25 protein-coding genes are annotated in these 21325 nt (G+C 62.5%); 12 read left to right on the top strand and 13 right to left on the bottom strand.

Going from position 1 to position 21325, the window contains the following annotated elements; translation table 11 throughout:
* Window positions 1-193 precede the first annotated feature (193 nt).
* Entirely contained in the window at window positions 194-1828 is a 1635-nt protein-coding gene (locus GST84_11610; GenBank protein XGB12979.1) for a HAMP domain-containing protein, read from the bottom strand.
* Window positions 1829-2128: 300 nt separating this feature from the next.
* Between GST84_11610 and GST84_11615 the strand changes: the two genes are divergently transcribed.
* Window positions 2129-2959 carry an undecaprenyl-diphosphate phosphatase gene (locus tag GST84_11615; GenBank protein ID XGB12980.1) on the top strand — a complete coding sequence of 277 codons (831 nt, stop codon included), beginning with the start codon at window positions 2129-2131 and terminating at the stop codon, window positions 2957-2959.
* Window positions 2952-3365: a DUF1294 domain-containing protein gene (locus GST84_11620; protein ID XGB12981.1), complete on the top strand. Its 414-nt coding sequence runs from the start codon at window positions 2952-2954 to the stop codon at window positions 3363-3365. The genes GST84_11615 and GST84_11620 overlap by 8 nt, the downstream gene beginning before the upstream one ends.
* Before the next feature lie 58 nt (window positions 3366-3423).
* Here the strand turns inward: GST84_11620 and GST84_11625 are convergent, their stop codons facing one another.
* Window positions 3424-3783 carry an MmcQ/YjbR family DNA-binding protein gene (locus tag GST84_11625; protein ID XGB12982.1) on the bottom strand — a complete coding sequence of 120 codons (360 nt, stop codon included), beginning with the start codon at window positions 3781-3783 and terminating at the stop codon, window positions 3424-3426.
* Window positions 3776-4678, bottom strand: coding sequence for a LysR family transcriptional regulator (locus tag GST84_11630; protein ID XGB12983.1), 903 nt, complete (start codon window positions 4676-4678; stop codon window positions 3776-3778). Before GST84_11630 ends, GST84_11625 begins: the two co-directional genes overlap by 8 nt.
* A gap of 133 nt (window positions 4679-4811) precedes the next feature.
* On the opposite strand from GST84_11630, the gene GST84_11635 reads away from it, so the two are divergent.
* Window positions 4812-5423 (top strand): FMN-dependent NADH-azoreductase, encoded by a 612-nt coding sequence (locus GST84_11635; GenBank protein XGB12984.1) that lies wholly within the window; start codon window positions 4812-4814, stop codon window positions 5421-5423.
* A gap of 68 nt (window positions 5424-5491) precedes the next feature.
* On the opposite strand, the gene GST84_11640 is transcribed toward GST84_11635, so the two are convergent.
* The 3 genes from GST84_11640 to GST84_11650 form a co-directional block, all read right to left on the bottom strand.
* The gene (locus GST84_11640; protein XGB12985.1) at window positions 5492-6694 is read right to left on the bottom strand and encodes an FAD-dependent oxidoreductase; all 1203 of its coding nucleotides are present in this window, start codon (window positions 6692-6694) and stop codon (window positions 5492-5494) included.
* 80 nt (window positions 6695-6774) lie between these two features.
* Window positions 6775-7374, bottom strand: a complete 600-nt coding sequence (locus tag GST84_11645; protein ID XGB12986.1) for a cupin domain-containing protein — start codon at window positions 7372-7374, stop codon at window positions 6775-6777.
* Window positions 7375-7413: 39 nt separating this feature from the next.
* Window positions 7414-9366, bottom strand: a complete 1953-nt coding sequence (locus tag GST84_11650; GenBank protein XGB12987.1) for an FAD-dependent oxidoreductase — start codon at window positions 9364-9366, stop codon at window positions 7414-7416.
* A gap of 174 nt (window positions 9367-9540) precedes the next feature.
* Here GST84_11650 and GST84_11655 point away from each other — a divergent pair, with 174 nt between their 5' ends.
* The 6 genes from GST84_11655 (at window position 9541) to GST84_11680 (ending at window position 13580) form a co-directional block, all read left to right on the top strand.
* Window positions 9541-10584 (top strand): extracellular solute-binding protein, encoded by a 1044-nt coding sequence (locus GST84_11655; protein XGB12988.1) that lies wholly within the window; start codon window positions 9541-9543, stop codon window positions 10582-10584.
* A 21-nt stretch (window positions 10585-10605) separates the two neighbouring features.
* Entirely contained in the window at window positions 10606-11361 is a 756-nt protein-coding gene (locus tag GST84_11660) for a class II aldolase/adducin family protein (protein XGB12989.1), read from the top strand.
* 162 nt (window positions 11362-11523) lie between these two features.
* The gene (locus tag GST84_11665; GenBank protein ID XGB12990.1) at window positions 11524-12408 is read left to right on the top strand and encodes an EamA family transporter; all 885 of its coding nucleotides are present in this window, start codon (window positions 11524-11526) and stop codon (window positions 12406-12408) included.
* A gap of 69 nt (window positions 12409-12477) precedes the next feature.
* Window positions 12478-12798, top strand: coding sequence for a heavy metal-binding domain-containing protein (locus GST84_11670; GenBank protein ID XGB12991.1), 321 nt, complete (start codon window positions 12478-12480; stop codon window positions 12796-12798).
* A gap of 138 nt (window positions 12799-12936) precedes the next feature.
* Window positions 12937-13125 carry a hypothetical protein gene (locus GST84_11675; protein XGB12992.1) on the top strand — a complete coding sequence of 63 codons (189 nt, stop codon included), beginning with the start codon at window positions 12937-12939 and terminating at the stop codon, window positions 13123-13125.
* Between the two features lie 143 nt (window positions 13126-13268).
* Window positions 13269-13580: a hypothetical protein gene (locus tag GST84_11680; GenBank protein ID XGB12993.1), complete on the top strand. Its 312-nt coding sequence runs from the start codon at window positions 13269-13271 to the stop codon at window positions 13578-13580.
* A gap of 46 nt (window positions 13581-13626) precedes the next feature.
* Here GST84_11680 and GST84_11685 read toward each other — a convergent pair whose 3' ends face one another.
* Window positions 13627-13959: a hypothetical protein gene (locus GST84_11685; GenBank protein XGB12994.1), complete on the bottom strand. Its 333-nt coding sequence runs from the start codon at window positions 13957-13959 to the stop codon at window positions 13627-13629.
* A 300-nt stretch (window positions 13960-14259) separates the two neighbouring features.
* Window positions 14260-15402, bottom strand: coding sequence for a class C beta-lactamase (gene ampC, locus GST84_11690; GenBank protein ID XGB12995.1), 1143 nt, complete (start codon window positions 15400-15402; stop codon window positions 14260-14262).
* Window positions 15403-15508: 106 nt separating this feature from the next.
* Here ampC and GST84_11695 point away from each other — a divergent pair, with 106 nt between their 5' ends.
* Window positions 15509-16510: a bile acid:sodium symporter gene (locus tag GST84_11695; GenBank protein ID XGB12996.1), complete on the top strand. Its 1002-nt coding sequence runs from the start codon at window positions 15509-15511 to the stop codon at window positions 16508-16510.
* A 39-nt stretch (window positions 16511-16549) separates the two neighbouring features.
* Here GST84_11695 and GST84_11700 read toward each other — a convergent pair whose 3' ends face one another.
* Window positions 16550-17143 (bottom strand): DUF4157 domain-containing protein, encoded by a 594-nt coding sequence (locus GST84_11700; GenBank protein XGB12997.1) that lies wholly within the window; start codon window positions 17141-17143, stop codon window positions 16550-16552.
* Entirely contained in the window at window positions 17130-17693 is a 564-nt protein-coding gene (locus GST84_11705; GenBank protein ID XGB12998.1) for a TetR family transcriptional regulator, read from the bottom strand. The genes GST84_11700 and GST84_11705 overlap by 14 nt, the downstream gene beginning before the upstream one ends.
* 89 nt (window positions 17694-17782) lie before the next feature.
* On the opposite strand from GST84_11705, the gene GST84_11710 reads away from it, so the two are divergent.
* A complete protein-coding gene (locus GST84_11710; GenBank protein ID XGB12999.1) occupies window positions 17783-18514 on the top strand; it encodes an SDR family NAD(P)-dependent oxidoreductase in 732 nt (243 codons plus the stop codon).
* 29 nt (window positions 18515-18543) lie between these two features.
* Entirely contained in the window at window positions 18544-19158 is a 615-nt protein-coding gene (locus GST84_11715; GenBank protein ID XGB13000.1) for a 2-hydroxychromene-2-carboxylate isomerase, read from the top strand.
* Here GST84_11715 and GST84_11720 read toward each other — a convergent pair.
* The 3 genes from GST84_11720 to GST84_11730 form a co-directional block, all read right to left on the bottom strand.
* Entirely contained in the window at window positions 19131-19364 is a 234-nt protein-coding gene (locus GST84_11720; protein XGB15752.1) for a hypothetical protein, read from the bottom strand. The genes GST84_11715 and GST84_11720 overlap by 28 nt on opposite strands.
* 68 nt (window positions 19365-19432) lie before the next feature.
* Window positions 19433-19978, bottom strand: a complete 546-nt coding sequence (locus GST84_11725) for a cupin domain-containing protein (protein XGB13001.1) — start codon at window positions 19976-19978, stop codon at window positions 19433-19435.
* Window positions 19979-20059: 81 nt separating this feature from the next.
* Window positions 20060-21265 (bottom strand): MFS transporter, encoded by a 1206-nt coding sequence (locus tag GST84_11730; GenBank protein XGB13002.1) that lies wholly within the window; start codon window positions 21263-21265, stop codon window positions 20060-20062.
* Window positions 21266-21325: the final 60 nt, after the last annotated feature.

Consider the following 21325-nt stretch of genomic DNA (forward strand, 5'->3'; position numbering starts at 1 on the left):
CGGAAGGTGTAGGGCGCAGCGGCGGGATGCCCCCTGGTAGGAGCGGGTTCACCCGCGAACACCGGCAGCGCCGGTGCCGCCCATCGCGTTGCTTCCTTCGCGGGCATGCCCGCTCCCACAGGCGCAGCGCAGGCCTCAAGGTCACTCGATACCTGCAGGAGCAGGCATGCCCGCTCCCAACAAGGGCTTGTTCTCAGACCCGGAACTGGCGCAACAACTGCTCCAGTTCCACGCTCAACTGCCCCAGCGCCACCCCGGCATCGCTGGACTGACGCGCCGCATCGGCGGTCTGCTGCGACAACCCGGCGGTATCCAGTACATTGCGGTTGATCTCTTCGACCACATGCGACTGCTGCAAGGTGGCGCTGGCGATGGAGGCATTCAATGCGGTGAGGTTGTTAAGTACCTGGTTGATGGCGTCCAGGCTGGCGCCGGCCTCGCGTGCCTGTTCGACGGTCTGGCGCGATGCCTCGCTGCTGGTATCGATGGCCTTGACCGCAGCGTCCGACTGGCTCTGCAGGTGCTCGATCATGGTATGAATCTCGGCCGTCGATTGGGCTGTACGCTGGGCCAGCAGTCGCACTTCGTCGGCGACTACGGCAAAGCCTCGGCCTTGCTCGCCGGCCCGCGCCGCCTCGATGGCGGCATTCAGCGCCAGCAGGTTGGTCTGTTCGGCAATGGAACGAATCACGTCCAGCACGCCGCCAATGCGTGTGCTGTGCCCGGCCAGGTCGCGAATCACCTGTACGGCCTGATCGATGGTCAGCGACAGGCGGTCGATCTGCGCCAGGCTGCCGTGGATGGCCTGCTGGCCGTGGGTCACTTGTTGTTGTGCCGTGCGCATCTCTCCGGCGGCCTGTTCAGCGGTCTTGGCCACGTCCTGCACGGCGTAGGTCACCTCATTGACTGCAGTGGCCACCTGGTCCATCTGTAGCGATTGCTGGGCACTGCGCTGTTGTGCGGCACCCGCATTGTCACCGACGTGCCCGGCGGACTGGGCCAGCGCGTGGGCCGCGCCTTGCAGTTGGCCGACTACGCCTTGGAGTTTTCCGTTGAAACGGTTGAAGTGCTCGCCCAGGTGGGTGATTTCGTCGCTGCCATGGGTGTCCAGGCGCCGGGTCAGGTCGCTTTCGCCGCTGGCGATGTTGCCCATGGCCTGCACCGCTTCCTGCAGCGGGCGGGCGATGCTGCGGGCAATCAGCATGACCACCAGCGCCATCAGCAGGGCAATGCCGACGCCGACCAGCGAAGCGTCGCGCAACTGGCGAGCAAATTCGGCCTGCACATCATCCACATACACGCCCGAACCGATGATCCAGCCCCACGGCTTGAACAGCTGAATATAGGAAGTCTTGGCTACCGGCTCACTGGCGCCGGGCTTGGGCCAGCGATAGTTGACGGGGCCGGCGTCCTGCTGACGGGCGAGGGCGACCATTTCGTTGAACACGGCGAAACCATCGGGATCGCGGATGGCTGAAAGGTCCTGGCCGTCGAGCTTGGGGTTGGCCGGATGCATGATCATCTTCGGCCCCAGGTCGTTGATCCAGAAATAGTCGTCATGGTCGTAGCGCAGCGCGCGCACGACCTGCAGTGCCTGTTGCTGGGCGGCTTCGCGGCTGAGCGTGCCGGCAGCTTCCAGGCCTTGGTAATAGGCCAACACACCTGCGGCGGTCTGCACCACATGGCGGGTTTTCTCCGCCTTGGCCTGGTACAGGTCACCATGGATCTGCCGCAGCATCAGCAGGCCCAGTACCACCAGCATGGCTACCGCTACTACAAGGATCAGCCACAGGCGCCGACTGATTGACATCGATCTCAGAGTGTTCATCCATCAGCTCCCGCATTGTTCTTTTTATTGAGGTGCATCGAAGCATGCTTTGCAGCGAGCCCCCACCCGACTAATGGCTAAGTGCTATGTTGGTGATAGTCTGCCGCAGGTCGCGTAAAGCGATTGCAAAGGGGCTCTGTCAGGATTTCGGCCGCGCAAGATGAAACCTTTAACAGGCGTGAACTTTTCCACTGGCGTTGCGCCCAACAGTCGCTGTAAAACAGCCGGGCCATGTACGGCAATCTCAAGCAAATCAAGAACAAGGGGCCTGCAACAAGCAGCGCTTCATCCGGGGGAATGATGGATTTTTGGACTGCCTTCCAGGCAATCATCTTAGGCGTGGTCGAAGGGCTGACGGAGTTTCTGCCGATCTCCAGTACGGGCCATCAGATTATCGTCGCCGACCTGATCGGTTTTGGCGGCGAACGGGCCATGGCTTTTAATATCATCATTCAGTTGGCGGCGATCCTGGCGGTGGTGTGGGAGTTTCGCAGCAAGATTTTCGAAGTGGTCTTCGGCCTGACCCACCAGCCCAAGGCGCGCCGCTTCACGGGCAACCTGCTGTTGGCGTTCATGCCGGCGGTGGTACTGGGTGTGCTTTTTGCTGACCTTATTCACGAATACCTGTTCAACCCCGTCACCGTGGCGGCGGCACTGGTGGTGGGTGGCGTCATCATGCTCTGGGCCGAGCGCCGTGAGCACCGCGTGCAGGTAGACCATGTGGACGACATGCGCTGGAGCCATGCGCTGAAAATCGGCTTCGTCCAGTGCCTGGCGATGATCCCGGGCACGTCGCGCTCCGGTTCGACCATTATCGGTGGCTTGCTGTTCGGCCTGTCGCGCAAGGCAGCGACCGAGTTCTCGTTCTTCCTGGCAATGCCGACCATGGTCGGTGCGGCGGTGTATTCGGGCTACAAGTACCGCGACCTGTTCCAGCCCGGCGATCTGCCGGTGTTTGCGATCGGCTTCGTGACCTCGTTCATCTTCGCCATGATCGCCGTACGGGCGTTGCTCAAGTTCATTGCCAACCATAGCTACGCGGCATTTGCCTGGTATCGCATTGTGTTCGGCTTGCTCATTCTGGCGACCTGGCAGTTTGGTTGGGTTGACTGGTCCACAGCTCATGGCTGAGGCAATGCGCGGGCAACGGGCTGAAGGCGTGCGCAATGTGCGCCTGAAGCTGCTGCTGTTGGGCGTGCTTTGCCTGTTGCCCGGTTGGGGGGCGGCGCGCATGGCCTGGAACGATCAGACCTGGTGGCCGTTGGCGTTGTACCCGGCTATGAGCCTGATCAGCCTGTTGCTGTATTGGCAGGACAAGCAGCAGGCACGTACGCAGGCCTGGCGTACACCCGAGAAAGTGCTGCATGCCAGTGAGCTGCTCGGTGGTTGGCCGGGGGCGTTATTGGCGCAGCAACTGTTTCGGCACAAGACCCGCAAGGTCTCGTTCCAGTTGGTGTGCTGGGGGATTGTGCTGGTGCATCAGGTGTTCTGGGCAGACTGGCTGTTTCTTGAGGGGCGTTATCTGCCCTTTGGTTGATGTGCAGTTGTGCCGGCCTCTTCGCGGGTAATGCCGCGAAAGGGCCGGTACAGCCAGATCACATGACCAACCCCGTCTGCAATCGCTTGGGCAACCGACGCACTACCAGCTGGTGCGAGTGCTGCAACAGGTCACACAGTTCATCACGCCCCATGGGGTAGGGCGGCGCCATGCTGACCCATCGCGCCCGCGCCAGGTAGGGTGCCGGCCGTATCCCGGGGCGATCGCAATAACCCAGAAACAGCTCGTCGGCCACCTTGAACGACAACCCGGCACCCGCCAGGTCGAGCACCGCGAACATCTTGTTTTCTGCCACCGAAAACACTCGGATGCCGCCCCATTTGTAGTCTTCCCGCGCACCCGGCAGGCTCAGGCAAAATGCCGCCACCTGGGCTTCGCTCATTTTCCGTTCAGACATACCGCTCTCCACAAGCCTCGAATGACGCCGCCAGGTGATCGATCCACACCCGGACCGCAGGCAGTAGGCCCCGCCGGTGTGGGTAAACCGCCTGCAGGTAGCCACCCGGCAGCGACCAGTCTGGCAGCAAGCGCACCAGTTCGCCGCGTTCCAGTTCCTCTTCACAAAACATGCTGGGCAGCGCAGTGAACCCCAGACCGGCACGTACAGCTGCATTACGTACTACGAAATCATCGATCGCCAAGCGCGGCTCCAGCGCTATTTCCTGCTGCTTGCCATGGGGGCCGATCAAGCGAAAGTGTACCAGTCGGTCTGCTTCGGCTGCGCCCAGCACTGGCAATGATGCCAACTCGCCCGGTTCGCGAATGTGGTCGGCAAAGCCGGGCGCGGCCACCAGTTGCATCTGTGCCTGGCGCAGGCGGCGGGTAACCAGGGCCGGGTCTTCGTCGCCCAGGTCGCGTACGCGCAACGCTACGTCAATGCCTTCGGAAATCAGGTCGACCCGGCGGTTGAGCAATACCATGTCCAGTTGCACCAGCGGGTACTGCTCAAGAAAGCGGCTGATCACATCCGGCAGGAAGGCGTGTGCCAGTGCCACCGGGCAGGAAACCCGTAAACGCCCGCGCGGCTCACTGCTCATGCTGGCCACGGTTTCGTCGGCGGCTTCGGCCTCCAGCAGCATGGCCTGACAATGATGCAAGTAACGTTCACCTACTGCGGTGAGCTTGAGTTGCCGTGTGGTGCGCTGCAACAGACGTGTGCCCAGGCGCTCTTCAAGCTCGGCGATACGCCGCGACAGGCGCGACTTGGGGATACCCAGCTGGCGCCCGGCGGCGGCGAATCCGCCGGCTTCGACGACGCGCGCGAAATAGAAGAGGTCGTTGAGGTCTTGCATGGGAATGTCTCACTGTTCCATCTGCGGGACAAACTAACGCATTTTCGCTTACTTATCAGCTATTGGTCACTTCGGTAGGATCTACCCCATCGTGATCGCCCACAGATGCGGTCTTCAATCACAGGAGAGTCCCATGAAACTGTTGCACATCGATTCGAGCATCCTGGGCGACAATTCCGCCTCGCGCCAGTTGAGCCGTGAAGTGGTCGAAGCCTGGAAGGCTGCAGACCCGAGCGTTGAAGTGATTTACCGCGACCTGGCTGCCGATGCCATTGCCCACTTCTCCGCCGCCACCCTGGTGGCTGCAGGCACCCCTGAAGACGTACGCGACGCGGCCCAGGCTTTCGAAGCCAAGCTCAGCGCAGAGACGCTCGAAGAGTTCCTGGCTGCCGATGCCGTGGTAATTGGCGCGCCAATGTACAACTTCACCGTGCCGACCCAGCTAAAAGCCTGGATTGACCGTGTGGCCGTCGCCGGCAAGACATTCCGTTACACTGAAGCAGGCCCGGAAGGCCTGTGCGGCAACAAGAAAGTGGTGCTGGTTTCCACCGCGGGTGGCCTGCACGCTGGCCAGCCGACCGGCGCCGGGCATGAAGACTTCCTGAAAGTGTTCCTGGGCTTCATTGGGATTACCGACCTGGAAATTGTCCGCGCCCACGGCCTGGCCTATGGCCCGGAGCAGCGCAGCCAGGCGATCGATGCTGCACAGGCGCAGATCGCCAACGAGCTGTTTGCTGCTGCCTGATCAAGGGAGCGGTTGGTTGCAGGCGTGGCCTTGTCGAAGCACAAGGCCACTCCAACCTGTAGAAGCGTTCAGGCCACCGGGATAAGCGGATCAGCTGCCGCCAGGGCCGCTGCCCGGTCAGCCGCTGGCGGATAAATCCACACTGAATTGATCTGGCGCTTCAGCGCCTTGGCTTCGGTCTTGTCCTCCGGTGGCGAAACCACACGGTCCCATCCTTCGGTGTACACCGCGCCCCAGGCCCCCAGGTCCAGGCACGTCACGTACTTGGGCTGGCTGTAAGCCATCGGTGCCACGCCCAGCAACTCGGCAGCGGCATTGTTGCCCGCATGGCGCCCCAGCGGAATCGCATGCTGGCACGACATCACGGCATGATTGCCAAGCGCGTCACAGGTGGCGTAAGCCACGTCTCCAGCTGCATACACGGCCTCATTGCCCTTGACCTTCAGGTTGCCATCGACATGCAAACGGCCGCGGTTGTCGCGCTCGCCGCTGATCTGTTCGGTGAGCGGGTTGGCCTTGAAGCCAACAGTCCAGACCACCGTGCTGGCGTCGATACGCTGGCCGTTGTCCAGCTGTACACCGGCAGGGTCTACCGAAACCACCGTGGCACCGCAAACCCACTCCACGCCCAGGGCCTCGCACGCCTGCTCGATGGCTGGGCGGATGCCGTCACCCAGGGCTGCGCCAATCCTGGCGCCGCGGTCGATTACCACTACGCGCAACGCGGCGTCTTCGCCCAGTATCGCGCGCAAGCGGGCCGGCAGTTCGGTGGCCGTTTCGATGCCGGTAAAACCGCCCCCGGCTACCACCACGGTATTGCGCGCCGGCGTGTTCGGCAGGCTGGCCAGCGACTTCAGGTGGTTTTCCAGGCGTGCGGCACTGTCGAGCTTGTCGACATCGAAGACATGCTCGATGCCAACCATGTCAGGGCGATCGAGCACACTGCCGCAGGCCATGATCAGGCGGTCGTAGGGCAGGGCGCACCGAGTGCCACTGCGGGTGCGATAGCCCACGCGGCGGGCCGCTTCATCGATCTGGAATGCCGTGCCCGGCACGAAGCGGACATTTACAACATCGAGCAGTGCCTGCAGTGGTGCGGCCATGGTATGCACGTCTGGCTCGTAGAAGCGCGGACGCACATGCAGTTCAGCCTGGGGTGCGAGCAAGGTGACCTCGACGTCCTTGCTGGCGTTGAGGTCAAGCTGGCGGATGGCGCTGAGCGCGCTCCACAGGCCGGCAAAGCCCGCACCAATGATCAGGATCTGCTTCATGGTTGTGCTCCTTAGAAGTTCGGTGGACAAGGTAGACCGTGTTGCCGGTCAACGGTGTTACCAGTGCTTGCTGGAGTGCTTCAGAATGTTGGCGGCGTGATCACCCAGATCACCACGGCATCTACTTCACCGGGGTTGCCGTAGCGATGAGGTTCCTGGCTCGAGAAGCTGAAGCTGTCGCCTTCACTCAGTTGGAAATGCCGCTCGCCTACCCACAGCTCAAACGTGCCGCTGAGCAGGTAACCGGCTTCTTCACCGTCGTGGCTGTAACTTTGCTGGCTGTAGGTACCCGGAGGGAAACGTGAGTGCAGCATCTCCAGCTGGCGATTGGGCTGGGGGGTGAGCAGTTGATCGACGATGCCATCTTCGTAATGCACGCTCAGGCGGCTGTTGCGCCGCACCACATAGCCTTGGTCTTCGGGCGCGGTGGTGGCCTCGCTGGCGAAGAACCACTGGATGGTCACGCCCAGGCTGCGGGCGATGTTGAACAGCGCCGGGATCGACGGGTAGGAGAGGTTGCGCTCCAGCTGGCTGATGTAGCCTGCGGTCAGTTCACTGTGTGCGGCCAGCTCCGCCAGGGTCATGCCGCGGCGCTTGCGCAGGCCGCGGATGCGGGTGCCGAGGAACTGCGGCGCGGCGCCCCCGGGTTCGCTGGCGGGAGGCTGGGAGGGTTGGCTCATGCACGTCGGTCCATCGCAAAAGCCGCAGTATGTACAGCCTCAGAGTGCCCAGGCAACCGTCAGACCATCGTGAATCGCTTCTTCGGCCGTGCGCGGCGCCAGGCAGTCGCCAATCCGCCGCACGTCCACCACACCTGCCAGTTCAGTGGCCAGGCGGTCTTGAGGTTGATGCCCCATGCACAGCACCAGGGTGTCGATATCTTCGAAGATCATCGGATCGCCGCTGGCGGTGTGCTGCAGGTATACCGTGTTGTCGTCGCAGCCATAAAGGCGTGCGTATGGGGTGACAGGGATACCCAGGCGATGCAGCTCGCCGGCCAGTTGGTCACGTACATAAAGCGGCAGGCTCTCGCCGCAATGAGTGCCGTTGACCGCCAACTGAACCTGATGGCCTTCGCGCACCAGGCGTTCGGCGATACCGGGGCCGATCCAGTCACAGCGCCAGTCGATCACCAGCACCGAACGCCCGGGTTTCGCCTCGTTGCGCAACACTTGCCAGGCGTCCACTATCTGAAGTTCGCCGGTACGCTCGAACGCAGGCCAGTAGGGGATGGCGCCGGTAGCAGCGATGACCAGATCAGGGCGCTCACGTTCGACCAGTGCGCGGTCGACCCGGGTGTTGCGCACCACTTGTACCCCCGCCAAGGCCATTTCCCGTTGCAGGTTGGTGCTGGCACCCCCGAACTCGCTGCGCCGTGGCAGCAGCTGGGCGAGCAGCACCTGCCCACCGAGCTGCGGACCCGCCTCGTACAGAGTGACCTGGTGCCCGCGCGCAGCGGCCACGGCCGCGGCCTTCATGCCTGCAGGCCCACCGCCGGCGACCATTATGCGCTTGGGTGAGGAAGTGGGCGTAAGGTGCCCGTACTGTAACTCTCGGCCGGTTTCCGGGTGCTGGATGCAGGAAATGGGCAAGCCACGATGGAAATGGCCGATGCATGCCTGGTTGCAGGCGATGCAGGCGCGCACGTCTTCGACCTGGCCGCGTTTGGTTTTGACTGGCATCAACGGGTCGCAGATCAGCGCTCGGGTCATGCCGCACACATCAGCCTGGCCGCGAGCCAGGATCAGCTCGGCTTCCTGAGGCTGGTTGATGCGCCCGGTGACGAACAGGGGGATAGCCAGCTGTCGCTTGAAGGTGCCAGCCTCGCGGGCCAGGTACGCGGGTTCGATAGCCATTGGCGGGACGATATGGACCGCGCCACCCAGCGAGGCCGAGGTGCCGGCGACGACATGCAGGTAGTCGAGCTGGCCCTGCAAGGCCACGGCAGCAGCCAGTGACTCGTCTTCGCTCAGGCCTTGGCTGTCACGCTCGTCAGCGCTGATGCGCAGGCCAATGATGAACTGCTCATCGGTGGCGGCACGTACCGCGGCCAGCACTTCGCGCAAGAACCTCAGGCGCTGATCCAGATCGCCGTTGTAGCCATCACTGCGTACGTTTACCCGCGGGTTGAGAAACTGCGCGGGCAGGTAGCCATGACTGGCCACCACCTCGACGCCATCCAGCCCGGCCTGGTGCAGGCGGCGGGCGGCGCTGGCGTAGCCCTGGACGATTTCGTCGATCATTGCCTGGTCCAGCGCGCGCGGCATCACCCGGAAGCGCTCATTGGGCACCGCAGAGGCCGAGTAGGCTACCGCCAACAGGCCGTCTGCCGACTCCATGATCTCCCGCCCGGGGTGAAACAGTTGCGACAGCACCACGGTGCCGTGCGCATGGCAGGCCTCGGCAAGCTGGCGGTAGCCGTCGATGCAGGCATCGTCAGTGGCCATTAGCACATGCGAGGTGTAACGGGCACTGTCGTGCACCCCGGCGACCTGCAGCACGATCAAGCCGACGCCACCGGCAGCACGGTCGCGCTGGTAGGCGATCAGTTTGTCGTTGACCAGGTTGTCGGTGGGTAGGCAGGTGTCGTGCCCGGTGGACATGATGCGGTTCTTCAAACGTTTGCCGCGAATCTGCAAGGGCTCGAACAGATGAGGGAAGGCGGTCTGCATCACGCGGCTCCGGTACAGGGTTGTTATTTTTTCTTATAAAAGTGTAGCAATAGTAAAAAATCAACTTGTTTTTTTACTGGCGTCTGTCTAGGTTTTCCTCACTCGCATGGCGAGGGTGTGACCTCAGAACAACAAGAAAACGGGCCCGTCGGGCACCGGCAGGAGGAAACTACGATGCAGCTATTTCCAGGAGTGACCGGCCTTTGTGCAGCCTTGCTGGCCCTCGGCCTGGGCAATGCGCAAGCTGCGCAGCAGATGGTCGTGGTCGGTTATGGCGGCGCGGGCCAGAAGGCCCAGGATGAGGCAATTTTCAAGCCCTTCATTGCCCAGGACGGCAGCCAGCTGATCCAGGGTGAATACAACGGCGAAATGGCACGGATCCAGGTCATGGCTGACACCGGCCACGTCGATTGGGACGTGGTGCAGATCGAAGGGCCTGACTTGATGCGCGGCTGCGACGAGGGGATATACGAGCACCTGGACTGGCAGCGCCTGGGCCATGCAGCCGAACTGATCCCGGAAGCCGCACAGGATTGTGGTTCGGCCGCGCTGGTCTGGAGCGTGGCTATTGCCTATGACCGCAACAAGCTGGCCCAGGCGCCGGCCTCGTGGGCCGATTTCTGGGACATCAACAAGTACCCAGGCAAGCGCGGCCTGCGCAAGCGTGCGGTGTACAACCTGGAATTCGCGCTGTTGGCTGACGGGGTCAAGGTCGAGGACGTTTACCGCGTGCTGTCCACGCCGGCGGGTGTCGAGCGGGCCTTCGCCAAACTCAGCGAACTCAAGCCCCATATCCAGTGGTGGGACGCCGGCGCTCAACCCGCGCAATGGCTGGCAGCCGGCGACGTGGTGATGACCTCCACCTACAGCGGACGAATTGCGGTGGCGGCGCAGCAGGGCAGCCCGTTGGCTGTGGTATGGCCTGGCAGCCTGTACGGTATGGACTATTGGGCGATCATCAAAGGCTCGCGGCATGTCGACCAGGCCAAGCGGCTGATTGCCTATGCCAATCAGCCGGATACCCAGGTGCGGTATGTGCAGCAGATACCCTATGGGCCGACCAATACCCAGGCCGCAGCCAGGCTTGACCCGGCGCTGGCCAACTGGGTACCCACTTCGCCACAGAACCTGCAAGGGGCGCTGGCCATGAACGTGGAATTCTGGGTCGATCATGGCGAAGAACTGGAGCAGCGCTTCAACGCCTGGGCCAGCAAATAGCGTTCGGTAAAGGAAAACAAGATGACTGCAACGGAACAAAGCCTGCGTCGGGAGCTGGCTGCCTGCTACCGGCTGATCGCGCATTTTCGCATGAGCGATCTGATCTTCACGCATATCTCCCTGCGTCTGCCTGGGCCGGAGCACCATTTCCTGATCAACCCTTATGGCCTGCTCTTCGATGAGATTACAGCTTCCAGTCTGGTGAAGATCGACCTGCAAGGGCGGCCGGTGGGCGCTGCCCGTCATCCAGTCAACCCGGCCGGGTTCGTCATTCACAGTGCCATTCACGCTGCCCGCGAGGATGCCCGGTGCGTGCTGCACACCCACACCCGAGCAGGTTGCGCGGTGGCCGCACTGGAGTGTGGCTTGCTGCCGATCAACCAGATGTCCATGGAGTTTTACGGCAATGTGGCTTACCACGGCTACGAGGGCATTGCGCTGGACATGGATGAACAGCAACGGCTGGTGGCTGACCTGGGCAACAAGCCGGTGATGATTCTGCGCAACCATGGGCTGTTGACCACGGGACGCAGTGTGGCTGAAGCCTTCCTGCGCATGTACTACCTGGAAAAGGCTTGCGAGATCCAATTGGCGGCGCAGAGTGCTGGGCAACTGATATTGCCGTCGACTGAAGTGTGCAGGCATACCGAGCGGCAGTTCAACGCGCCGGGGAGAGGCTTGAAGCAGGGGGAACTGACCGACCCGGATGCGCTGCAATTGGCGTGGGCGGCATTGTTGCGAATGCTGGAAAAGGTGGCACCTGGTTATCAGGATTGAACCTGTTCTTTGATTTGGCAACGTTGACGTCCAGCCGACAGCGGGCGGACGGAACAGTCACTGTAGTGCAACCATTGGTTTCAACTGTGCTGGTCCGTTTTTATGGAATGCCTTTATGCTGTAACGAAATATGTCTAAAAAAGCCTGCAGAAGGAAGTCGCAATGCCACTCAAGGACCTGCTTATCGCCCTGGTGGTGATTGTCGCCTGGGGAGTCAACTTTGTGGTCATCAAGGTTGGCCTCGACGGGCTGCCGCCGATGCTGCTGGGGGCATTGCGTTTCTTGCTGGTGGCGTTCCCGGCGATCTTGCTGGTCAGACGGCCCAAACTGCCATGGCGCTGGCTGATCGCTTACGGTGCGACCATTTCACTGGGCCAGTTCGCGTTCCTGTTTCAGGCCATGTACAGCGGCATGCCGCCAGGGTTGGCTTCGTTGATCCTGCAGTCGCAAGCTTTCTTCACCCTCGGTTTTGCTGCGTTGTTTCTCGGTGAGCGGCTGCGCCTGGCCAGCGTGCTGGGGCTGCTGGTGGCGGCCGGCGGCCTGGCACTGATCGGCAGCGAAGACGGCGGCCATGTGCCCATGCTGGCGTTGGTGCTGACCCTGTGTGGCGGTGCAATGTGGGGCCTGGGGAACATCATTACCCGGCGGTTCGGCTCGGTCGACCTGGTCGCGTTGGTGATCTGGGGTGGGCTGATACCGCCACTGCCATTCCTGGCACTGTCCTGGTGGCTGGAAGGCCCCGACCGCATTGGCCATGCCTTGGCCAATATCAGTTGGAGTTCGGTGCTGGCCCTGGCGTATCTGGCCTTTGTGGCCACCATGCTCGGCTACAGCCTGTGGAGCAAGTTGCTGTCGCGTCACCCGGCAGGCAAGGTGGCGCCGTTCTCGCTGCTGGTACCGGTGATTGGCCTGAGTTCGTCGGCTTTGCTGCTGGGAGAGCGCCTGACCGCCACTCAGGGCTGGGGCGCATTGCTGGTGATGGCCGGGCTGCTGGTGAATGTATTCGGTGCGCGCATCGGTCAGCGCTTGCGAGCTGCCAACGCGTAGGCGCTTAAATCTGCTGAGCTGCGCTCTGTTAGAATCGGCCTCTTTTTGTCAGGCCAACGGAGCGCATCCATGATCATTTCCACCACCAGCCAGCTCGAAGGCCGCCCGATTGCCGAATACCTGGGCGTGGTCAGTTCCGAATCGGTGCAGGGCATCAACTTCGTGCGCGATTTCTTTACACGGTTTCGCGACTTCTTCGGCGGTCGTTCGCAAACCCTGGAAAGCGCGTTGCGCGAGGCCCGGGAGCAGGCCACTGAAGAACTCAAGGCCCGGGCACGACAGTTGCAAGCCGATGCGGTAGTGGGGGTGGACTTTGAGATCAGCATGCCGTCGGTACAGGGTGGCATGGTCGTGGTATTTGCTACCGGCACAGCAGTACGCCTGAGGTAAAGCCTTCTGCCACTGGTCGGCTACAAGGTTCTTGTCCGGTCGGTCCGCAAATGACCAGCTAGTCTCACTCTCACAGGCCGCGTTTCCTGGGCAACTTGTCTGGTTGCCGGCGCGACCGCCACCGGAGGGACACTGGGCATGAGCGAATCCTTTTTCGAAGACCTGAACGATGCGTTCCCTATCAACAGCCAGGTGCGTTGCGGCCAGGCGGCATTTCGCCTGGGTTTCGCCCACATGACGCTGGATGATTCCGAACAGCTCCAGCCTGCACATTTGCAGCGCAGCAAAAAAGGCCGCTTCATGCCGCGGGTACCGATCAAGAAGTGAGCCCGCGCCTGCACACGCCCCCCGCCCAACGGCGGGGTTTTTATTGCCATTCGTTGATCCGCCTCATGGTATTGCCCGGTAGCGCTCGCCGGATGGCCCGGCCTGTGGTTTTCTGGCGCGGCATTCCAGCGACGGAGGATTGAATGCTCATGCGAGTCAGGGAAGAAACCTATTGGCAGTGGGCCGACGCACAGTTGCACAGCCGCTGCCACGACGAAGCACTCAGCGACGGCACCACACTGGACGTGCAGGTGCGCTTGTCGCGCCTGGGGGCGACGCAGTTGTTTCTGGGGGTGTACGCCGGGGATGGGCGGGCGGTGCTGGAAGAGTATTACCCGGCGCTGCCGGGCGAGACCATGACCCGTGCGCTGGTGTGGGGTGTCGACCGCGCCAGGGCGATGGCAACGGGCGCCTTGCCTTTGCCGGAAACCCGCTTGCAGCGGCGCCAGGCATGAAAAAGCCCGGCCTGTGCGGGCCGGGCTTTGGTAAGGGTGCGAACCCTCAATTCAGCGGTTCGATCACCTTGACTGCCTGCTGCTCACGGGCAGCGGGCCATTCTTGTTGCAGGGTCTGCAGCACGCGGCCGACGAATTCGGTGTCTGCGGCGGCTTTCTTGCCGACGTAGCCTTGGCCACGGCGGTAGACCTTGAAGCGGGCACGCATGCTGGGCAGGTGCTCTTCAAATTCATCTTCGACGGTGTTCGGTGGCAGGCGGTCGAGGCGCACTTCACCGGTTTGGCTAACCCACAGCAGATGGTCGTCAAGGCTGTCCTTGCGCACGGCAAACAGCTGGGCCAATTGGTCGATAGTCGGATTGTTGTTCAAGTTCATCATAAAGCCCCCATTACCCATTCATAGGTGATTTTCACAGTTGGCGCTATCACGGTGTAGCGCACTACCAAGGCTGCTACAGCAGCATCGCAACAGGGGCTTTCTCACGCTGCCTTTTGGACAGTTTCCCTCTCCACGGACGGCCTGCGTTACCGCGCAGGCCGTCTGGAACACCCTTGCCACCGCTCCCGATCGGGGAGACGGCTTCATCATGCCCAAGGGCGATGAACGGCGTCAACCGTTTTGTAGTGATTTTTTTTGCTCACTACATTCTGTCGTTTTGTCCGACAATCACAGCTCGCGTCACAAGCCGGAAAGGATGTCGAAGGCGGCTTGCACCCGCGCTTGGTTGGGGTAATTCCGATTGGCCAGCAACACGACTGCCAGCTGTTCTGCGGGTACAAACGCGGCATACGCGCCGAAGCCATTGGTGGAACCAGTCTTGTTGTACCAGGCTGCCGGTAGCGCGGGCAGGGCCGGCTGCAAGCGAGTGGTTGCCTGCGGTTCACGGATCAGCAGCGAGCTGTTGCCATCGATCAGTGTGCGCAGCGTGACCGGGTAGGGGTAGCGTTCCCAGCCCAGGCCTTGCGTCATGGCGCCGACCTGGAAATAGCCTTGCTGGGTAATGGCGGTGGCTTTCACCAAGGCCGGCGGCAGGCCCTGCGGCTGCATGTGCAGGCGCACATAGCGCAGCAGGTCGCTGGCGCTGGTTTTGATGCCGTAGGCCTCGTCGGCGTAAGGGCCCGGACCCATGCGCACCGGCTTGTCGGCGGCGTCATACCCTTGGGCATAAAGGCCCTGGGCGCTGGCCGGAACCTGAAGGTAGGTATTTTTCAGGCCCATCTTCGTCAGCAGGCCCTCATTCATCAGCGTGGAAAACGGTTGGTGCTGCGCACGGGCGGCAAGGTCACCGAACAAGCCCAGGCTGGGGTTCGAGTAGCAGCGCTGGGTGCCGGGTTTGGCGCGAGGTTGCCAGTGGCGGAAGAAATCGACTACCTGTTGCGGCGTTTGCACAGATTCGGGGAACTGCAGTGGCAGGCAGTCGGCGCTATAGGCGCCCAGTTCCAGCACCGTTGCGTCGCCGATGGGGGCGCCGGCCAGTGCCGGGTGGTAGCGCTTGGCCGGGGCCTGGAGGTCAAGCTTGCCCTCGGCGCTGGCAAGCGCGGCCAGTGTGGCAGTGTAGGTCTTGCTCAGCGAACCAATCTCGAACAGCGTATCGCGGCTCACCGGTACGTTGTCGGCCTTGCTGGCCACGCCGTAGCTGAAGTAATGCGCGTGGTCGCGTGCATAGATGGCCACAGCCATGCCGGTGATGCCTTGTTCCTGCATGAGCGGGCGGATGATCTGGTCGACCTTGGCCTGTAACTGGTCGTCGGCCTGGGCGCTGGTATGGCCAAAAGCGAGGGTGATGGCGGCTGCAAGTACAGCCAGACGTGGGCGGAACATGGTGGGTCCTTTTGTGGAGCGTGTCCGTTGAGCGATATCACTCGGGGTTCCGGCGTTAGCGACGGAGAGCCAAAGAACTTATCGTCTGCCCAGCCACCATGACAAGATGGATACAGTGATGAAGTATTTGCGCATGTTATTTGACAATTTCACCCTGGCCTTGCTCGGTGTGGTACTCATCGCCACCGTGCTGCCTTGCTCGGGCGATGGCGCGGTATATTTCGGCTGGCTGACCAACCTGGCCATTGGCCTGTTGTTCTTCCTGCATGGCGCCAAACTGTCGCGTGAAGCCATCATTACCGGTGCCGGGCACTGGCGCCTGCACCTACTGGTGTTCTCCTGTACTTTCGTATTGTTCCCACTGCTGGGCCTGGCGTTCAAACCTCTGTTCGTACCGCTGGTGGGTAACGAGCTTTACCTTGGCATCCTGTACCTGTGTGCCTTGCCTGCCACCGTGCAGTCGGCCATTGCCTTTACTTCGCTGGCCCGCGGTAACGTGCCAGCGGCCATCTGCAGCGCGGCGGCCTCCAGCCTGCTGGGTATCTTCCTCACACCGTTGCTGGTGATGTTGTTGCTGGGTGCCAGTGGTGATACGGGGTCCGGTCTGGATGCGGTATTGAAGATCACTTTGCAGCTGCTGGTGCCGTTCGTTGCCGGGCAGATCGCGCGGCGCTGGATCGGTGCCTGGGTCAAGCGCAATGCGCGCTGGCTCAAGGTGGTGGACCAGGGTTCGATCCTGCTGGTGGTGTACACCGCCTTCAGTGAGGCCGTGGTTACCGGGCTGTGGCACACCGTATCGCCGCAGCACCTGGCGGGGTTGTTCGTGGTGTGCGCAATTCTGCTGGCAGTGGTGCTGTTTGGCACACGCATGCTTGGCAAGGCGCTGGGCTTCGACCTTGAGGATCGCATCACCATCCTGTTTGCCGGCTCCAAGAAAAGCCTGGCCACGGGGGTGCCCATGGCCCAGGTGTTGTTCGTGGGCAGTGGCATTGGCGCGATGATCTTGCCGCTAATGCTGTTCCACCAGATACAGCTGATGGTGTGTGCTGTGCTGGCGCAGCGCTATGCCAGCCGTGACCAGGCGGTGGAAGCCTCGGCGGTGTCCTGAACGCCTTCGCGCTCCCATGCAGGAGCGCAATGGCAGCGATCAGCGGGCCTGGCCTGAACGACGCTCGCGCAGCGCCTTGCCGACTTCGGCCTCGATCTTGTAGGCCGGCCCCTCCAGGTCGTCGAAGTTGCGCGTATAGCGTCGGGCAAACTCCTCCACGCCCAGTTCCTGATACTGCTGCACATGCTTGAGCTCGTGCGCCCACAAGGCAACGTTGTCCTCGGCATCGGCGGCCCGGCGGAAGATGATCGTGTCGATCAGTGTAACGGCGTTCACATCGGGGTTCTGCAATAGCGCATTGGCTGCGCTCATTTGTTGCTCATCCCCCACCCGAAAGCGCGCCGCGTCGAGCACGGCAAAGTCATACCAAGGTTCAAGCTGCGCCCGGATATGCAACGGAATCGGCTGCACACCGCTGGCCGTGGCTTCGTCACGGGCCTGGCGCAAGGCGTAGGTCAGGCTGGACGAGGCCATGACCTCCACATCCTTGAGGATCTGCCCGGCCTGGCCTGGGTCGATCGGGGCGCAGAAACAGCCCATCAGGCACACCTGATACTGCCCGGGCGGGCAGGCCTGTTCGGCATGCGCTGGCAGGGCCAGCAGCAACCCCAGCAGCGCACTAATCCGCCTCATGCAGGGCCTGTTCGACAAACTGGCGGCTGGCGCCCAGTACTTGCGCTTGCACGCTTTCACTGGCCAGCATGCGCCCGACCAGCAATGCCCCTACGCACTGGCTGATCAGCACCCAGGCCAGTTGCTCATCCTCCAGGGTTGTGCTCCAGGCCTGGTGCAGTTCTACCAGCCAGTGCTCCGCCACTTCACGCACCGGTGTGTCGGCCCGGGCGATTTCCACACCCAACGGCGGCAATGGGCATCCACCTTCGGCATTGCGCAGGTGGGCCAGGCTCAGGTACTGCTGCAGGCAGCGGCCAAGGCGTTCGCGGTTGGCGCCCTGGCAGGCCAGGCGTATCAGGGGGCTGTTGCTCAGCTCCTGGCGTACCACCTCGGTAAACAGGTCGTCCTTGGACGGGAAGTGGTTGTAGAAGGCACCGCCGGTCAGGCCGATCGCTTTCATCAGCCCGGCCACGCCGGTACTGGCAAACCCCCCGCGCTTGGCCAGCGCGCCGCTGCTGGCCAGCAGCCGTTCGCGGGTTTGCTGTTTGTGTTCGTTGGAATAGCGCATTCACATGCCTCGACAGACAGGCTTGACGATGACCGCGATCATAGCATAGCGTTCGTTTACTAAACGATCATTTACCCATGGAGGCAGGCATGTCAGAACAACAAAAAGTCGTGCTGGTGATCGGGGCGGGCGACGCCACTGGGGGCGAAATCGCCAAGCGCTTTGCGCGTGAGGGTTACATTGCCTGCGTAACCCGGCGCCAGGCCGACAAACTGCAGCCGCTGCTGGAGGAAATACAGGCCGCTGGCGGCCGGGCCTACGGTTTTGGCTCTGATGCGCGCAAGGAAGAGGAGGTGGCCGCGCTGGTGGAGACTATCGAGCGTGATATAGGCCCGATTGAGGCATTTGTCTTCAATATCGGTGCGAATGTACCGTGCAGCATCCTCGAGGAAACCCCGCGCAAGTACTTCAAGATCTGGGAAATGGCCTGCTTTGCCGGTTTCCTCACCGCGCAGGCGGTGGCCCGGCGCATGGTTCAGCGTGAGCGTGGCACCCTCCTGTTCACCGGTGCTACAGCCGGCACTCGCGGTGCAGCCGGTTTTGCCGCTTTCGCCGGGGCCAAGCATGGCTTGCGTGCCTTGGCACAGAGCATGGCGCGCGAGTTGGGGCCACGCAACATCCATGTCGCCCATGTGGTGGTGGACGGTGCCATCGACACGGCCTTCATCCGCGACAGCTTCCCCGAGCGCTATGCCCTCAAGGACCAGGATGGCATCCTTGACCCGGCGCACATTGCCGACAGTTACTGGTTCCTGCACGCCCAGCCCCGCGACGCCTGGACCTTCGAGCTGGACCTGCGCCCCTGGATGGAACGCTGGTAAACCCCCGTTAACTCGCAAGGACCGTAACCATGCACACGTCTGTCGATTTCTTTTTTGACCTGGGCAGCCCAGCCAGCTACCTGGCCTGGACCCAACTGCCGAACCTGTGCGCCCGCCAGGGGGCCGCGCTGCACTACCGGCCAATGCTGCTTGGCGGGGTTTTCCAGGCTACCGGCAATGCTTCGCCGGCCATGATCCCGGCCAAAGGGCGCTACATGTTCACCGACCTGGCCCGCTTTGCCGAACGCTATGGAGTGCCGTTCGGGATGCCGCCGGGCTTCCCGGTCAATACCCTGACTTTGATGCGTGGCGTGACGGGTACCCAGTTGCATTCACCGGATCGGTTCGAGGCATTGCTAACGGTGCTGTTCACCGGGCTGTGGGTACAGCGCCGCAACCTGAGCGACAGCGCTGTGCTGAATGAAACACTCGCGCAGGCAGGCTTCGACCCGCAGGTTTTTCATGCCCTGGCCGCTGACAGCGAAGTAAAAGCCGCGCTAAAGCAGGCGACCGAGGCCGCTGTGGCGCGCGGGGTGTTTGGCGCGCCCACCTGTTTTGTCGGTGATGGGATGTTCTTCGGCCAGGACCGCCTGGACTTTGTCGAGGAGGCGCTGCGTCAGAGCGCCAACAGCCTCTCCAGCTGAGTGCGCTCCCACAGGCTGAGCAGGTCGGTGGGGTTGGTGCCATAGCGCTGCCAGTGCTCGAGCCCGGCCTGTTCGCCGCCGGGGGCATGGCAATGAACGCAATGCGCCAAGCCCTCAGTATCCAGGGCCAATGTCAGTTGCCAGCCCTGGATACCGACATCGACCAAGCCGCCCTCGCGGCGTGCAACCACCTCAAGGTGATGCACGCCAAGCGCCACATTGCGCAGGCACTGGTAGACATCCCGGGCGCTCAGTGAACGTCTGTGGATCAAGATCAGAAATTCGCCGGCGTGTTGGCGCTGATGATCTCGGCCTCATCCGGGCCGATGTTCTTGAAACTGTGCGGCAGGGTCGTGGGGATGTAGTAACCGTCGCCCGAGTTGAGCACGCTGACCTGGCCGTCGACCCACAGCTCGACGGTACCACGGGTGACCAGCCCGCATTCTTCGCCTTCAGCATGCACGATCGGCTCGCCAGAGTCGGCGCCGGGTGCGTACAGCTCACGCAGCATGCGCATCTGCCGGCCTTCGACGCTGGCGCCGACCAGCAGCATGCGCAGGCCATTGCGGCCCAGGTCGGGTTGTTCGCCACCACGGAATACGTAGCGTTCCTCACGCACCGGCTCGTCGAAGCTGAAAAACTCCGCCAGGCTCATGGGAATGCCCTCGAGCAGTTTTTTCAGGGAGCTGACCGAAGGGCTGACGCGATTCTGCTCGATCTGCGAGATCGTCGAATTGGTCAGCCCGCTGCGGCGGGCCAATTCCCGTTGGGAGAGGTTGTTGCGTTCACGCACCAGTTTGAGTCGCGTCCCCGTGTCCATAGCCGCCTTGTAATCAGAGGTGTCAATAATAATGAGCGATGCGCATTAAAACACACTCTGCGCCCTTGCGCGCTGTGCTTCTCAAACCCGCTGCTCACGCGGCATTGGCCACAGCCCGACCAGCAGCAACAGCACGGCCACGGCCAAGAATGGCAAGCGTGGATCAAGGGCATACACCAAGGTACCGGCGAGCGGCCCGATCACCGCGCCCATGCCTTGGGCGGCGCCAATGGAGCCGGCTGTGGCGCCTTGTTCGGAGGCCTGCATGGCATTGGCCGCCAGTGCCGAAAACGCCGGGAACACGAAGCCCATGCCCGCTGCCGCAACAAAATAGCAAGCCCACAGCCAGGGGGCCGTGGTGGCCAGTGAGCCACAGGCAAAGCCCAGTGCCGATACCGTGGCACCCACCCGGATCATCTTCAGCGGTGGCCACTCCAGTTGGCGCAGGATCACCTGTGCCAGCATCAGTGCCACACCCACGGTGGTCAGGGCGATGCCAGCCGCCTGGGCGGCTTCGGCAGGGCCCAGATGCAAGCGGTCAAGGGCAAAGAAACCGACGATGATCTGCGACACGGTCACACTGAGCATGGCGCTGAATGCCACCAGCAGCGGCCGGCGCAGGCGCGGGTCGTTCAGCCGCACCGGACTGGGGGCGTGGCTGTGCGGCAGCGCCTGTGGTTTGAGGGTAAAAAACAGCACGAGGAAGGCAGTGGCCGGCAGCAGCGACATGATATGGAACGGCAGGCTCAGGCTGTGACGCGCCAGCAGTGCGGCCAGTGCTGGCCCGACCACCAGGCCGACGGCGTTGGCCGCCCCCAGTGAGGCCATGGCCCGCGCCCGGCGTTGCGGCTCGACATGGTCGGCGATCAGCGCATTGCAGCCTACCGGGATGGCGGCATAGAAGGCGCCGATGCAACCGCGCGCGATCATAAGGCCGATGAACGCCAAGGTTGCCCCCGGCAGCCAGCGCAGTGCGCCTTCGACGAACAGGCACAGCAGCCAGTAAGCCAGGGTAAAGCCGGCGCTGCCCAGCAGCAGGATGCGCCGACGGCCCAGGCGGTCTGCCGCGCGCCCCCAGGGCCGGGCCAGCAGCACCCAGACCACGCCGGCCACGGTTATGGCGGCGCCGGCTTGCCAGGTGGCCATGCCAAGCTGGCGGGCTATCGGGCCGATCAGGGCGACGAAGGCCATCATCGACATGGTGCAGGCCATGTTGGCCAGCAGCAGCGGGCGCAAGTCCAGGGTGCTGGCAGGCAGAAGGGTTGCAGGATCCTTTGCGACGTTCATGAGCGGTCCAGGGCAGTGCGGCAAATAAAAGCCGATATTATTAAGAACTATTATCGAGTG

The sequence above is a fragment of the Pseudomonas putida genome (assembly GCA_041879295.1).
GTDB classification, from domain to species: Bacteria; Pseudomonadota; Gammaproteobacteria; order Pseudomonadales; family Pseudomonadaceae; genus Aquipseudomonas; species Aquipseudomonas putida_Y.